Source organism: Mycobacterium saskatchewanense (genome assembly GCF_010729105.1).
Lineage (GTDB): Bacteria > Actinomycetota > Actinomycetes > Mycobacteriales > Mycobacteriaceae > Mycobacterium > Mycobacterium saskatchewanense.
Genome location: NZ_AP022573.1, coordinates 2915566 through 2928881 on the forward strand (window position 1 = coordinate 2915566; position 13316 = coordinate 2928881).

Consider the following 13316-nt stretch of genomic DNA (forward strand, 5'->3'; position numbering starts at 1 on the left):
CATGCCAGCATCCGACGGATTCCACCCCCACTTCGACACCAACACAACGCAAATCGCACGCAACCAAGTTCACCACGTCAAGGCCTCGGAGATCAGTTCCGACACAGCCCAATCGGAAGGTCTTCGCCGCTTCGCCGCGTTGAGCGGCAAAACGGTCGGGGCGGAAAAGCTGTGGATGGGCGAGACACACGCGTCGCCGGGGACGGCGTCGTCGAACCACCATCACGGCGACTCGGAGACCGCGATCTATGTGCGCAGCGGCAACCCGGAGTTCGTCTTTCACGACGGCGACCGAGAAGTGCGAATCTCCACCGCTCCCGGTGACTACGTCTTCATCCCGCCGTACGTGCCGCACCGCGAGGAAAACCCCGCGGCCACCCCCGCGGAGGTGGTGATCGCGCGCAGCAGCCAGGAGGCGATCGTGGTCAACCTGCCCGAGTTGTACCCGCTGAGAGACGATTAATAGACTGCGATCTCGACGAGATTCCCGTCGACGTCCCGGCAGTAGTGCGAGGTCATCGCGCCCAGGGCCCCGGTCTTGGTGACCGGTCCGGCGACGATCTCGACGCCTTGTGCGACCAGGTGGGCATGGACCTCCTGCGCGCTGGCGCGGGTGATGAAGCACAGGTCTTCCGAGCCGGCCGCCTCGACCACGCCGGTGACCCAGTCGGGATCGTCAGCCAGGGCACCGACCGGTCGCAGGTTGATCTTCTGTTCCCCGAAACGCAGCGCGGTCCGGTCCGACGGCCCGAACGTCTCGCGCCTCATCCCGAGCACCCGCTCATACCACGCAGCCGTCTCCTCGACATCGTTGCAATTGATCACAATGTGGTCGAACCGTTCCACCGCGAACGCCACTGCGTCACCCTCCCGGAGCTACACCGCGACCGCCGGGGATCGGCGGCCTCGTCGTACAACCCCTACCGCACCGACCCCATTTCCCGCGGCGGCTGACAAGACGTTCTAATACGACTTATTGGCCGCTGCCGAACTCGACCTCGACTCCGTCGACTTGCGGGTACGCCGCGGCAGCGTTCCGGCGAGCACCCAGCTGACCGAAGCGCTCAAGGCGGCGATCGTCAAGCAACGGGCGCCCCGCGGCGGCCGCCTGCCCAGCGGACTGCGAATTGATCGATCGGTCGGGGCTGAGCCGAGTCACCGTTCGCGTTCGTGGCCAACCCCGTGAAACAAGGGCTCGGATCCGGGGTATGCACGATCACCGAGGAGCTCGCGAGCTCAGGCATCTCCTCGCGGGTTGACGTACTTTCGCATCGGGTCATCGACGCGCCGCCATGGGTGGCCGACATCCTCGGCCCTTCGAAGGTGCTGTGCATCAACCGGCGTTTCCGCGACGGGGACCTGCCCCTGGCATTGCTCACGGCGTACTTTCCGCCGGGATTGGGCGACGCCGCCGAGCCGTTGACATCGAAGGCACCCGGCGCCAAAACCACCCACGCGATGGAAAGCACGGCCATGATGTGGAACAGCGGCCATGATGTGGGAACGGCGGCTCGGCGTTCGGATCGCCGGTGCCAAGCACGAAAAACACGCGGCCGGTGCCTCCCTCGAGGTGGCGGGCGCCCTGGGGCTGCCGCTGGGGTCGCTCAGCAAATTCTCAACCGATTCTTTGCTCACGCATCGCCTGGCTCAAAGCGTGCGCAAAGTCACTGGCCCGAAGATGATTTCATGACGAGTGAGCCCTCGGGCGCCAACCTGATCGAACGCTATCTCCAGACCCGTGGCAGCCGGTATTTCCGGGGCCACCACGATGGCGATTTCTTTTACGTCGCCAATACCCGGCCCCGCCGGCTGCACGTCCACCTTGAAATCTCGCCCCCGCACGGTGACATGCTGATCGTCCGAGTCGCCCCGGCATCGTTCTTTCCGGCCGCGGAGCGGTCCTGGCTGACGCACTTCGCGGACACGTGGAACTGCGGGAACCGGGAGGTCACCGCGCTGGTGCACGACTCGACGGATCCGCAGCGAATCGGCTTGCTGGCGCGCAGGTCTCAGTGGATACGGGGAGGCGGCTCCTTCGAGGATTTCGCCTCCTTCGTCGACGCCGTGATCGCCGACGCGATCGACCTCTTCGGTCAGCTGACCCCGGTCGCCGAGTTACCGGCGCAGCCGTTGCTGCAAGACGCCAGCTGAGCGCTCCGGCCACTCAGGCCGCGAGCACCGCGTCCAGCGCCGAGTAGAACAGGCCCAGTCCGTCGTCGGACGGGCCGGTCAGCGCCTCGATGGCGTGCTCGGGATGGGGCATGAGCCCGACGACACGGCCGTTGGCGGAGCTGATACCGGCGATGTCCCGCAGCGAGCCGTTGATGTTCTCGTGGTAACGGAACACCACGCGGCCCTCCCCTTCGAGCCGGTCGAGCACCTCGACCGGGGCCACGTAACGACCCTCACCGGACTTCAACGGAACCAGCAGGTCGGCATCGGGCTCGAAGCGGGACGTCCACGCCGTCGAGGTCGAGGCGACCCGCAGCCACACATCCCGGCAGACGAAGTGCAGCCCCGCGTTCCGGGTGAGGGCCCCGGGCAGCAGGCCCGCCTCGCACAGCACCTGAAAACCGTTGCAGATTCCCAGTACCGGCATGCCTCCTCGCGCGGCGTCGACGACCTCGGCCATCACGGGGGCGAACTTGGCGATCGCTCCGGCGCGCAGGTAGTCGCCGTAGGAGAAACCGCCGGGTACCACCACGGCGTCGACGCCCCGGAGGTCGGCGTCAGCGTGCCACAGGCTGACCGGCTCGGCCCCGACCCGCCGCGCCGCACGCGCCGCGTCGACGTCATCGAGCGTCCCCGGGAAAGTGATGACGCCGATACGGGCAGTCACTCGGATTCCCGGCTGATCGTCCAGTCCTCGATCACAGTGTTCGCCAGGAGCGACTCCGCGATCTCGGCGAGCGCCGAGTCGTCGACCGTGTCGTCCACCTCGAGTTCAAACCTCTTGCCCTGCCGCACTTCCGAGATTCCCGGGTGACCCAGCCGGCCGAGCGCGCCGACGATCGCCTGACCCTGCGGGTCGAGAATCTCCGCCTTGGGCATCACGTTAACGACCACCCGGGTCACCGGCGTTCCTCCTCTGCTCTGTCCCGCAGCCACTCTACCGGCCCCCACCTGCGAGAGGGGCTCACGGGCACGAGGCGATGTAGGCGTCACACAGCGGCGCGGTCATGGCATCCAGGACCGGGTCGTCGGCCAGCGCCGGCCACGCGACCTGCGGCGGACCCGTCGACCACAGGGTGAGCTCGCTGACCGTGCTGCTCGCCACGTGGGCGAGCAGATAAGTGTGCACGACGATGGGGCCGCTGATCACCGCGGCCGCGCGGTTGGGTGCGTCGCTGGTGATCGAGGGGGACTGCTGCGGCACCCGCTCCTGGCAGGCGCGCAACGCGGCGAGGGCGCTGCTGAACACCGAAGCCGCGATCGCACCGCCGCTCGCCGTATCGCCGCGCCAGTGCAGAATCTGGGCCTGCAACTGCCACTGGCCGTCGGGGTGGGCCACCGTCGCGCGCGCCGCGACCGCGAAGTCGCGGGGGTCCTGCGGCCGTGGCGGGGTGGCGCACAGATCCTCGAACCGGAATCGCGGCGCGGCCGCGGCCCCCGTCAGCGGCACCGCGATGCCGGGGAGCGTAGGCCAGTTGTAGGCCGAGTCCAGCGGCACCGCATGCGGGTGGATCCATGCGGTATCCGGGATCTGGTCGCAGATGGGCGGGCAGGTCTGGGGTTCCGCGTGGGTGGGCACCGCGACGACGAGGGCCACCGTGAGGCCGCCGGCGACCAGAATCGCCAGGATCACCCGCATCGGCATCAACCTCCGTCGAGGCACAATCGTAGACATGCAGCTGACGCATTTCGGCCATTCCTGCCTACTCGCCGAGTTCGACAACACCCGCTTGCTTTTTGATCCCGGTATGTTCTCGCACGGTTTCGAGGGCATCACCGGCCTGACCGCCATCATCATCACCCACCAGCACCCGGACCACGTCGACGGCACGCGGTTGCCGTCGTTGCTCGAAGGGAACCCCGACGCCGCCCTATACGCGGATCCGCAGACCACTGCGCAGCTCGGCGAGCCGTGTCGGGAGGTGCGCGTCGGCGACCAACTGCGGATCGGCGGGCTGACCGTTCGGGCCCTCGGCGGCAAGCACGCGGTCATTCACCCCGAAATCCCTGTGATCGAGAACATTTCGTACCTGGTGGGCGACGGGGAACATCCCGCGAGGTTCATGCATCCGGGTGACGCGTTCTTCGTTCCCGACGAGCCGGTGGACGTGTTGGCGACGCCGGCGGCGGCCCCGTGGATGAAGATCTCCGAGGCCGTCGACTACCTGCGCGCGGTGGCGCCGCAGCACGCGGTGCCGATCCACCAGGGGATCATCGCCCCCGAGGGCCGCGGCCTGTACTACGGTCGGCTCAGTGAGATGACGAGCACCGACTTCCAGGTGCTTCCGGAGGAGGACGCGGTCACCTTCTGACCGCGAGCGACAGGCACGCCCACCGGCCTTTAGGTGATGTCGTCGGCGGCGCCGCGGCCCGCCGCGCGCCCGGAAAAGATGCAACCCCCGAGGAAGGTGCCTTCGAGGGCGCGGTAGCCGTGCACGCCGCCCCCGCCAAATCCGGCGACCTCGCCGGCCGCGTACAGACCGCTCAGCGGGGTGCCGTCACCGGTCAGCACCCGACCGCTGAGATCGGTCTCGATGCCGCCCAGGGTTTTCCGCGTCAGGATGTGCAGTTTAACCGCGATCAGCGGGCCAGCCTTGGGATCGGTCAGCCGGTGCGGTGCGACCACCCGGCCGAGCCGATCGCCGAGATAGCCGCGGGCGGCGCGGATCGCGGTGATCTGCCCGTCCTTGCTGAACTTGTTGGCCACCTCCCGGTCGCGGGCGGTGACCTCGGCCTCCACCGTGGCGTAGTCAAGGGGCTCCACGTCCGGCAGCTTGTTCATCCCGGTCACCAACTCGCGCAACGAATTTGCGCTCACGAAGTCGACGCCGCGGTCGATGAAGGCCTGCACCGGCGCGGGAGGCCCCGAGCTCACCCGGTTCCGCACCAGCTCGCGGACGCTCTGCCCGGTCAGGTCCGGGTTCTGCTCCTGGCCGGAGAGCGCGAATTCCTTCTCGATGATCTTCGCATTCAAGAGGAACCAGGTGTAGTCGTACCCCGATTTGGTGATGTATTCCAAGGTGCCGAGGGTGTCGAAACCGGGATACAGCGGGACGGGCAGCCGCCTGCCGGCCGCATCGAGCCACAGCGACGACGGGCCCGGGATGATCCGGATGCCGTGCAACGGCCAGATCGGGTCGTAGTTCGTGATGCCCTCGGTGTAATGCCACATCCGGTCGGGGTTGATCACCCGCGCACCGGCCTGCTGCGAGATCGCGATCATCCGACCGTCGACGTGCGCCGGCACCCCGCTCAGCAGCTGCTGCGGGACGCGACCCATCCGTTCGGGCCAGTTCTTTCGCACCAGGTCGTGGTTGCCGCCGATGCCACCGCTGGTGACGATCACAGCGGAGGCACGGAACTCGAACTGCCCCACGGCGTTTCGCGATGACGGCACCCCGCGGGGCGCGGCCGAGGGCTCGAGCACCGTCCCCCGCACCCCCGTGACCGCGCCGCCCGCACTACCCTCCAGGATCAGCTCATCGACCTGGTGGCGGTGCGCGAAGCGCACGGTCGAGCGGTCAAGCAACTGCCGGGCGAAGATGTCCACCAGCGCAGGCCCGGTGCCCCAGGTGATGTGGAAGCGCGGCACCGAGTTGCCGTGCCCCTGAGCGTCGTAGCCGCCCCGCTCGGCCCAGCCGACCAGCGGGAAGATCTTGAGGCCCCGGTCGCGGAGCCAACTGCGCTTCTCTCCGGCCGCGAAATCGACATATGCGTGCGCCCATTGGCGTGGCCAGAAGTCCTCGGGGCGGTCGAAGGCCGCGGTGCCCAGCCAGTCCTGCAGCGCGAGCTCGTGGCTGTCCCGGATGCCCAGGCGGCGCTGCTCCGGACTGTCCACGAAGAACAGGCCACCGAATGACCAGAACGCCTGGCCGCCCAGGTTCGCGCTGCTCTCCTGGTCGACGATCAACACGCGCAGCCCGCGGTCGACCAGCTCGCACGCGGCCACCAAGCCCGACAAGCCGGCCCCGACGATGATCACGTCAGCGGCGAAGCTCGCGGCCGAAGAATCGCTCATGTCGCACAGGGTAGTGCCCGGTCCTGGCTGCCCAGCCGGACGTCGGGTCAGGCGGCGTCGAGGATCGCTTTGTCGGACCGCCAGCTGTACACCGCGGGTGTGCACCCATGCATCAGCGCCAGGTCAACCGAGTCCAGCATGGCCTGCAGCGGCCCCGGCTTGCGCAATTGCCGGGCGGCCACAGCGACCCGCACCACGCCGCCGCGCCGCGCGATCCGCTCGGCGGACAGGACCACCATGCGGCACCACCACGGCTCGGTCAGGAAGCCCTCCCCGATACCCAGCACGCGGGTGCGCACGGTGTCGTGCCGGACCAGGTCGGTGATCCCATGCAGATCGGCGAGCAGACGAAACCCATTCTGCGGCAATGCTTTCACCACGCCAGGTGACACCACCCAACCCGGGGCCGCGAACAGGCGGGTGCGAAGTCCCAGGTGCTCGAGCACGCGGTCGGCGCCCATCAGCCGCAGGTTGGCCTCGTGTGCGCGCAGGACGGCGAACTCGCCACGCCGCTTCTTGGTCGCGGGGTCGTCGAAGCCGTGCAGCACGATGGCGTCGCCGCCGGCGCGCCGGGCGGTCAGCCACTCGACGGTCCTCGGGTCGCGGTCGAGCCGGTAGTCAGCTTTGAGTCGGGGAGCAACCAGCAACGACACGGGGACGTTGCGGGCGTCCATTTGTGCGCAGAACGCCTCGACGTCGCCCAGGGTGCGTTCGCCAATCCCGGAGACCGAGACGATCAATTTTCCAGACACACCGGCAGTTTGCCGATCGCAGGTTTCGGAACGGTGAAGGACACGCAGACGGCAGGCGTACATACCACAAGGTCAGCGGCGGGCAAACGACCGCGCTCACGGGCGGCGCTTCATTGCTCCGACTAACCGGCGAACACCCCACCCAGCAAACGCCGACCGGCGCAGGATCGGGCGATCGGTTCGATATGCTAACCAACACAATGGAGAAGGCCCCCGCCGCAGCGGCCGATACCACGCCGTCCGCCGCCCACACCGAGCAGCAGGGCGATTCGGCGTACCCCGACCGGCTCGACGCCGGACTGCTGCGGATCTCCGGCGTCTGCATTTTGGCCACCGTGATGGCGATCCTGGACGTCACCGTCGTCAGCGTCGCGCAACGCACGTTCATCCAGCAGTTCGACTCGTCGCAGGCCGTGGTCGGCTGGACGATGACGGGCTACACCCTGGCTCTGGCCACCGTCATTCCCATCACCGGCTGGGCGGCCGACCGGTTCGGCACCAAACGGCTCTTCATCGGCTCGGTGGTGGCCTTCACGCTGGGTTCCTTGCTGTGCGCGTTGGCGTGGGACATCCTGTCACTCATCGTGTTCCGGGTAGTCCAGGGCATCGGTGGCGGGATGCTGTGGCCGCTCGGCTTCATGATCTTGACGCGCGAGGCCGGCCCCCGGCGGCTGGGCCGGCTGATGTCGATCCTCAGCATCCCGATGCTGCTCGCCCCGATCGGCGGCCCCATCCTCGGCGGGTGGCTCATCGATACCTCCAGTTGGAGATGGATCTTCCTGATCAACCTGCCGTTCGGGGTCCTCACGCTGATCCTTGCGGCGGTGGTGTTCCCTAGGGACCACCCGGCCCGCTCGGAGACGTTCGACGTTGTCGGCGTGCTGCTGCTGTCGCCCGGCCTGGCGACCTTTCTGTTCGCGATGTCCTCGATCCCGGGCCGCGGGACCGTGGCCGATCGATACGTGCTGATCCCGGCGGTAGTCGGCCTGGCGCTGATCGCGGCGTTCGTCGCACACGCCTGGCATCGCACCGATCACCCCCTCATCGACCTGCGGTTGTTCAGGAACCCCGTGCTCACCCAGGCCAACGTGACCATGCTGATCTTCGCCATCGCGTTTTTCGGCGCCTGCCTGCTGCTGCCGAGCTACTTCCAGCAGGTGCGCCATAACACGCCGATGCAGGCCGGCGTGCACATGATCCCCCAGGGGCTCGGCGCCATGCTCACCATGCGGTTGGCCGGGCCCTTCGTGGATCGGCGCGGCCCGGGCAAGATCGTGCTCGTCGGCATCGCACTGATCACGGCCGGCCTGGGCGCCTTCGCCTTCGGCGTCGCCAAGCAGGCCGATTACCTGCCCACCCTGTTGGTGGCCTTGACGATCACGGGTCTGGGGATGGGCTGCACGATGATGCCGCTCTCCGTGGCGTCGGTGCAGGCGCTGGCGCCGCACCAGATCGCCCGGGGCACCACGCTGATAACCGTCGGCCAGCAGGTGGGCGGCTCGATGGGGACCGCCTTGATGTCGATGATCCTGACCAACCAGTTCAACCGCAGCGAAAGCATCACGGCGGCCAACAAAGTTGCCGCCCTGCAGCAGAAGGCCGCCGCGAGCGGGACGCCGGTCGACCAGGCCGCGCTGCCCCGGCAGTCGCTGGCGCCCGGATTCTCCGCCGAGGTGCTGCACGACCTTTCCCACGCCTACACGGCGGTATTCGTGGTCGCCGTTGCGCTGGTGGTGTTCACCATCATCCCGGCATCGTTCTTGCCGAAGAAGCCGACCAGCCCGGCGGAGATGGAATAGTTATCCGCGCGGATCGCCGTCTCGCGGGGCGCCGTAGCGGTCCGGATCGGCAACGGCCAGCAGCCAGGCGTACTGGAACGCGGTTTCCTGCCAGGCTTTGTAGCGGCCGCTGACCCCACCATGGCCCGCGTTCATCTGGGTCTTCAACAGGATCGGTTTACCATCCGCGTTGGCGTGCCGCAGGGCCGCCACCCACTTGGCGGGTTCCACGTAGTAGACCCGGGTGTCGTTCAGAGACGTCATGGCCAGGATTTCCGGATACGGCCTTGCGGCGACGTTCTCGTACGGCGAATACGACTTCATGTAGCCGTAGACGTCTTTGTCGCTCAGCGGGTTTCCCCACTCGTCCCATTCTGTGACGGTCAACGGCAGCGACGGGTCCAGGATCGTGGTCAGCGGGTCGACGAACGGCACCTGCGCGAGGATGCCGGCGAACAGGTCCGGCGCCAGGTTGGCCACCGCACCGACCAGCAGTCCGCCCGCACTGCCGCCCAGCGCCACGAGCCGGTGCGGGCGGGTGACCCCTGAGTCGACCAAATGCCTTGCCGCAGCAACGAAGTCGGTGAACGTGTTCTTCTTCGCGAGCAGCTTGCCGTTCTCGTACCACAACCGGCCCATCTCACCACCACCCCGGATGTGAGCGATGACGAACACCATGCCCCGGTCCAGCAGCGACAGCCGGGCGATCGAGAAGCTCGGGTCGGTGCAGATCTCGTATGCGCCGTAACCGTAAAGGAGTGTCGGAGCCGGGAATTCGATTCCGGCGCGATGCACGATCGACAACGGAATCCGGGTCCCGTCGTCGGCGAGCGCCCAGTCCCGCCGTTCGACATAGTCTTCGGGCCGGTATCCCCCGAGGACGGGCTGCTCACGCAGCAGCGTGCGCTCGCCGGTCGCGAAGTCGACGTCGTAGATCCGTGCGGGCGTGGCGAGCGACCCCGCGGCGATCCGGAGTTTGGGGGCATCCCACACCGGATTCCAGCCGACGCCGGCCGACATCAGTTCGGAGTCGAACGAGATCTCTCGCGGCTCGCCGTAGCCGCCGGACTCGATGGGCCACAGTTGGATTCGCGGCAACGCCGCGCGGCGATAACTGACGACCAGGTGGCCGGCGAAAGCGTCCACCCCGTCGAGGCGAACATCGTCACGATGCGGGATCAGCGTGCGCTGCCGCGTCGGATCGCTGACCGGCGCCTCGGTGAGCGTGAAGTTCACCGCACCGTCGTTGTGCAAGATCAGGAAGCGGTCCTCGCCGCCGACCACCGCGTGTTCCACGGCGTACTCCACACCGTCGCGCCTGGGTAGGACGACGGTGAACTGTGCGTCAGCATCGGCCGCCTCCGCGTAACGGTACTCGGAGGTGATGGAGGATCCCGACGCGATGAGGACGTAGGAGTCGCTCCGGGTGAGCCCGACGCCGAGCCAAAACCGTTCGTCCTCCTCGTGGTACACCAGCTCCGACGGCTCGCCGGACCCCAGCCGGTACCGCCACACCTTGTCGGGGCGGTGGGCCGCGTCCAGGGTCAGGTAGTACACGGTGCGGTTGTCGGCCGCCCACGTCGCGCCCGCGGCAATGTCGGCGATCTCGTCGGGGAACAGCTCGCCGGTGCGCAGGTCCTTGAACCGAAGCGTGTAGCGTTCGTCGCCGACCGTGTCGACAGAATAGGCCAGCAGGTTGCCGTCCAGGCTGAGCCGGGCAGCACCGAGCGCGAAGAATTCGTGGCCCTCGGCCTCGGCGTTGGAGTCGAGCATCACTTGCTCGCCGGGGATCTCGGTGTCCTCCTCCAGGACCGGAGGGCTCCAGTCGTCGGGATCGGCGACCGGACAACGACACTGGACGCGGTACTGCTTCCCCTCGAAGGTGCGGGCGTAATACCACCAGTCGCCCTGACGGGTCGGTACCGACAGATCGGTTTCCTTGGTGCGCGCCTTGATCTCGTCGAAGATCTTCTGCCGCAAGGGTTCGAGATGGGCGGTCATCTTGTCGACGTAGTCGTTCTCGGCCTCGAGATGGGCGATGACCTCCGGGTCGCCCTTCGCGCGCAGCCACTCATAGGGGTCGACGAAGACGTCACCGTGGTGCTCGCGCCGCGTTTCCACCCGCTTGGCGACGGGCGGGGCGGGGGTACCGGACGGCGCCTGGCTCATGCGCCGGGTCCGATCCAGTCGCCGAAGCTCAGGCCGGAGATTCGTTCGTAGGCCTCGATGTAACGATTCCGAGTGGCCTCGATGATGTCGGCGGGCAGGGGCGGCGGGGGTAGCGAGCCGTGCCGGTCCCAGCCGGATTCGGGGCCGGTCAGCCAGTTGCGGACGAACTGCTTGTCGAAGCTGGCCTGCACGACGCCGGGCCGGTAGTCCTCGGCCGGCCAGTACCGGGACGAATCCGGTGTGAAGATCTCGTCGGCCAGCAGCAAATTGCCGTCGGGATCGGTGCCGAACTCGAACTTGGTGTCCGCGATGATGATTCCTTTCGTCAGCGCGTGGCCGGCGGCGTGAACGTAGATCGTGAGCGTCTGGTCGCGCAGTTCGTCGGCGCGTGCCGCGCCCACCAGTTCGACGACCCGGTCGAACGAGATGTTCTCGTCGTGGTCGCCCAGCGCCGCCTTCGTCGCCGGGGTGAACAACGGCTCGGCGAACCGGCTGGCCTCGACCAGCCCCGGCGGCAACGCGATGCCGCAGACTTTCCCGGTGGCCTGATAGTCCAGCAGCCCCGAGCCGGTGAGGTAGCCGCGGGCAACGCATTCCACCGGCAGCATCTCCAGTCGGCGCACCACCAGCGCGCGGCCGAGCACCTCGTCGGGGATGCGGGGATCGTCCGCCGGCCCGGCCAGGTGATTCGGGGTCTCCGTAAGACCTGAGATGAGGCCGAAGAAGAAGACGCTCATCGCGGTCAGGATGCGCCCCTTGTCCGGGATGGTGCTGTCCAGCACGTAGTCGTAGGCAGAGATCCGGTCGGAAGCGACCAGCAGCAGGTGCTCGTCGTCGACGCGGTAGATCTCACGGACCTTGCCGCTGGCCAGGTGCTCGTAGTCGGACAGTGCGGGACGCATCGGGCCAGCCTATCCGGCGCCGCACCCCCGGCCCTGTGCTGGTATGAGGGCTATGACATCGCGGATATCGCGCTATTTGCCCTACTCCACCCGACCCGGCCGGTTGTTGGTCCAGCTGTTGAGCGATTTCATCGTCGTGGTGTGGACGGCGCTGTGGTTGGTCGTCGGCGCGGCCGTGCACGACGCGATCGCCACCATCGCCGAGGCCGGTAGGCAGGTCGAGAGCGGCGCGCACGGCATCGCGGGCAACCTGGAATCGGCGGGTCACGGCGCGCAGCACATCCCGCTCCTCGGGGACGCGGTGAGCAAGCCGCTCACCTCGGCGAGCCAGAGCGCCCTGGACATCGCGGGCGCCGGGCACAGCCTCGATACGACCGCGAGCTGGCTGGCGGTACTGCTCGCCATGGCGGTCGCCTCGCCGCCCATCCTCGTGGTCACCGCCCCGTGGCTTTTCCTGCGGCTGCGGTTTTTTCGGCGCAAATGGACGGTGTCCGCCCTGGCCGCCACCGCGGCCGGCGAGCAGCTGCTGGCGCTGCGCGCACTGACGAACCGGTCGCCGCGCAAGCTGACTGCCGCCATTGCGGACCCGGTCGGCGGGTGGCGCCGTGACGATCCCCTCACCATCCGCGCGCTCGCCCTGCTGGAGCTGCGCGCCGCCGGGATCAGGCTGCGCGCCGGGTAGGCGGCCGACGCCGCGCCGCGGGAACCTCAGCCTTCGCGGGCGAGCCGGTCGGCTCGCCAACACCACGCACGCATCGGCACGTCGATCGCGTCGGCGCCGGGGAAGCGCGCCGCCAGGGTGGCGCGCGCGTGGGCCAGCCCCTCCGCGCGGTCGGCTTCCGAAGCGACGATCGCCCTGCTGTAGGTCCCGAGCATCGCGACGACGTCGTCGGCGCTCATGGTGCGCACGAATCGGAACATCTCGCGTGCGACGTTGTCGAAGATCCGCGGTTCCGGAAGGTCGAAATGCAGGCGCTGCCGGAAACGCTCGGCCGAGCCCGCCTCGCAAGGTTCCTGGCCGGGCAGGCGCTCGAGGTCACGGACCCAGTCCACATCGCGGTCCCGGCTGGTCCAGATCAGGCCGAACCGGCCCCCGTCGCGCAGCACCCGGCCGATCTCCGGGACCGCGCGGTCCGCGTCCATCCAGTGCCACGCCGACGAGACGAACACGGCGTCGGCCGAGGCGTCGGGCAGCGGGATGGATTCGCCGCGACCCTCAACGACACGCACGCCGTTGGTGCGGTCGGTGAGCACCTTGCGCATCCGTGCGTCGGGCTCGACCGCGACCACCCGGGCGACCCGGCTCACCAGCCTGCGGGTGAACAGCCCGGTGCCCGCACCCACGTCGACGGCCACCTCACAACCGTCAGGAATCAGCCAGTCCACCGCCTCCCGCGGGGCCTCCGGCCGCAGTTCGTCGTAGTCCTCGGCGACCGACCCGAAGGACATTGCGCGTTCTTGGCGATCCGTCACACCGCCAAAGGTAGTCCCGCCCGGGCGCGGCGGCGGCTCGACATGGGCGAGC

13 protein-coding genes and 2 pseudogenes are annotated in these 13316 nt (G+C 68.2%); 6 read left to right on the plus strand and 9 right to left on the minus strand.

The annotated features are described in order from the left end of the window. The first annotated feature begins 1 nt into the window (after position 1). Positions 2–463, plus strand: a complete 462-nt coding sequence (locus G6N56_RS13585) for a cupin domain-containing protein (RefSeq protein WP_085255727.1) — start codon at positions 2–4, stop codon at positions 461–463. On the opposite strand, the gene G6N56_RS13590 is transcribed toward G6N56_RS13585, so the two are convergent. After that, a complete protein-coding gene (locus G6N56_RS13590) occupies positions 460–858 on the minus strand; it encodes a VOC family protein (protein ID WP_085255726.1) in 399 nt (132 codons plus the stop codon). The two genes, G6N56_RS13585 and G6N56_RS13590, sit on opposite strands and share 4 nt — an antisense overlap. Positions 859–976: 118 nt before the next feature. Here G6N56_RS13590 and G6N56_RS29085 point away from each other — a divergent pair. Further along, positions 977–1603, plus strand: a pseudogene (locus G6N56_RS29085) (GntR family transcriptional regulator); the annotation flags it as partial. A gap of 83 nt (positions 1604–1686) precedes the next feature. Further along, a complete protein-coding gene (locus G6N56_RS13600) occupies positions 1687–2151 on the plus strand; it encodes a YbjN domain-containing protein (protein WP_085255725.1) in 465 nt (154 codons plus the stop codon). A 13-nt stretch (positions 2152–2164) separates the two neighbouring features. Here G6N56_RS13600 and purQ read toward each other — a convergent pair whose 3' ends face one another. The 3 genes and pseudogenes from purQ to G6N56_RS13615 all read right to left on the minus strand — a co-directional run bounded on the left by purQ (position 2165) and on the right by G6N56_RS13615 (position 3869). After that, positions 2165–2839 (minus strand): phosphoribosylformylglycinamidine synthase subunit PurQ, encoded by a 675-nt coding sequence (purQ, locus tag G6N56_RS13605; protein WP_085255724.1) that lies wholly within the window; start codon positions 2837–2839, stop codon positions 2165–2167. Continuing rightward, positions 2836–3075 carry a phosphoribosylformylglycinamidine synthase subunit PurS gene (gene purS / locus G6N56_RS13610; protein WP_085255723.1) on the minus strand — a complete coding sequence of 80 codons (240 nt, stop codon included), beginning with the start codon at positions 3073–3075 and terminating at the stop codon, positions 2836–2838. The genes purQ and purS overlap by 4 nt, the downstream gene beginning before the upstream one ends. Before the next feature lie 61 nt (positions 3076–3136). Next, positions 3137–3869, minus strand: a pseudogene (locus tag G6N56_RS13615) (ATPase). On the opposite strand from G6N56_RS13615, the gene G6N56_RS13620 reads away from it, so the two are divergent. After that, positions 3846–4484 carry an MBL fold metallo-hydrolase gene (locus G6N56_RS13620; protein ID WP_085255721.1) on the plus strand — a complete coding sequence of 213 codons (639 nt, stop codon included), beginning with the start codon at positions 3846–3848 and terminating at the stop codon, positions 4482–4484. The pseudogene G6N56_RS13615 and the gene G6N56_RS13620 overlap by 24 nt on opposite strands. Before the next feature lie 29 nt (positions 4485–4513). Here G6N56_RS13620 and G6N56_RS13625 read toward each other — a convergent pair whose 3' ends face one another. Further along, positions 4514–6190, minus strand: coding sequence for an FAD-binding dehydrogenase (locus tag G6N56_RS13625; RefSeq protein WP_085255720.1), 1677 nt, complete (start codon positions 6188–6190; stop codon positions 4514–4516). Positions 6191–6237: 47 nt separating this feature from the next. After that, the gene (locus G6N56_RS13630) at positions 6238–6942 is read right to left on the minus strand and encodes a DUF2334 domain-containing protein (protein ID WP_085255719.1); all 705 of its coding nucleotides are present in this window, start codon (positions 6940–6942) and stop codon (positions 6238–6240) included. 185 nt (positions 6943–7127) lie between these two features. Between G6N56_RS13630 and G6N56_RS13635 the strand changes: the two genes are divergently transcribed. Further along, the gene (locus G6N56_RS13635) at positions 7128–8741 is read left to right on the plus strand and encodes a DHA2 family efflux MFS transporter permease subunit (protein WP_142280597.1); all 1614 of its coding nucleotides are present in this window, start codon (positions 7128–7130) and stop codon (positions 8739–8741) included. On the opposite strand, the gene G6N56_RS13640 is transcribed toward G6N56_RS13635, so the two are convergent. Both G6N56_RS13640 and G6N56_RS13645 read right to left on the minus strand, forming a co-directional pair. Continuing rightward, on the minus strand, positions 8742–10889 hold the full coding sequence (locus G6N56_RS13640) for a S9 family peptidase (protein ID WP_085255717.1): 2148 nt from the start codon (positions 10887–10889) through the stop codon (positions 8742–8744). Then, the gene (locus G6N56_RS13645; protein ID WP_085255716.1) at positions 10886–11791 is read right to left on the minus strand and encodes a phosphoribosylaminoimidazolesuccinocarboxamide synthase; all 906 of its coding nucleotides are present in this window, start codon (positions 11789–11791) and stop codon (positions 10886–10888) included. Before G6N56_RS13645 ends, G6N56_RS13640 begins: the two co-directional genes overlap by 4 nt. 52 nt (positions 11792–11843) lie before the next feature. On the opposite strand from G6N56_RS13645, the gene G6N56_RS13650 reads away from it, so the two are divergent. Then, on the plus strand, positions 11844–12473 hold the full coding sequence (locus tag G6N56_RS13650) for a hypothetical protein (protein ID WP_085255715.1): 630 nt from the start codon (positions 11844–11846) through the stop codon (positions 12471–12473). A gap of 26 nt (positions 12474–12499) precedes the next feature. Here the strand turns inward: G6N56_RS13650 and G6N56_RS13655 are convergent, their stop codons facing one another. Continuing rightward, on the minus strand, positions 12500–13264 hold the full coding sequence (locus G6N56_RS13655; RefSeq protein ID WP_085255714.1) for a class I SAM-dependent methyltransferase: 765 nt from the start codon (positions 13262–13264) through the stop codon (positions 12500–12502). Between the last annotated feature and the right edge of the window lie 52 nt (positions 13265–13316).

What these genes read in the sequence shown, in the direction of transcription:
- G6N56_RS13635 (WP_142280597.1), top strand. Translation starts at nt 7,128, where the DNA reads ATGCTAACCAACACAATGGAGAAGGCCCCCGCCGCAGCGGCCGATACC.
- G6N56_RS13625 (WP_085255720.1), bottom strand. Translation starts at nt 6,190, where the DNA reads ATGAGCGATTCTTCGGCCGCGAGCTTCGCCGCTGACGTGATCATCGTC.
- G6N56_RS13650 (WP_085255715.1), top strand. Translation starts at nt 11,844, where the DNA reads ATGACATCGCGGATATCGCGCTATTTGCCCTACTCCACCCGACCCGGC.
- G6N56_RS13600 (WP_085255725.1), top strand. Translation starts at nt 1,687, where the DNA reads ATGACGAGTGAGCCCTCGGGCGCCAACCTGATCGAACGCTATCTCCAG.
- G6N56_RS13585 (WP_085255727.1), top strand. Translation starts at nt 2, where the DNA reads ATGCCAGCATCCGACGGATTCCACCCCCACTTCGACACCAACACAACG.
- G6N56_RS13620 (WP_085255721.1), top strand. Translation starts at nt 3,846, where the DNA reads ATGCAGCTGACGCATTTCGGCCATTCCTGCCTACTCGCCGAGTTCGAC.
- G6N56_RS13645 (WP_085255716.1), bottom strand. Translation starts at nt 11,791, where the DNA reads ATGCGTCCCGCACTGTCCGACTACGAGCACCTGGCCAGCGGCAAGGTC.
- G6N56_RS13640 (WP_085255717.1), bottom strand. Translation starts at nt 10,889, where the DNA reads ATGAGCCAGGCGCCGTCCGGTACCCCCGCCCCGCCCGTCGCCAAGCGG.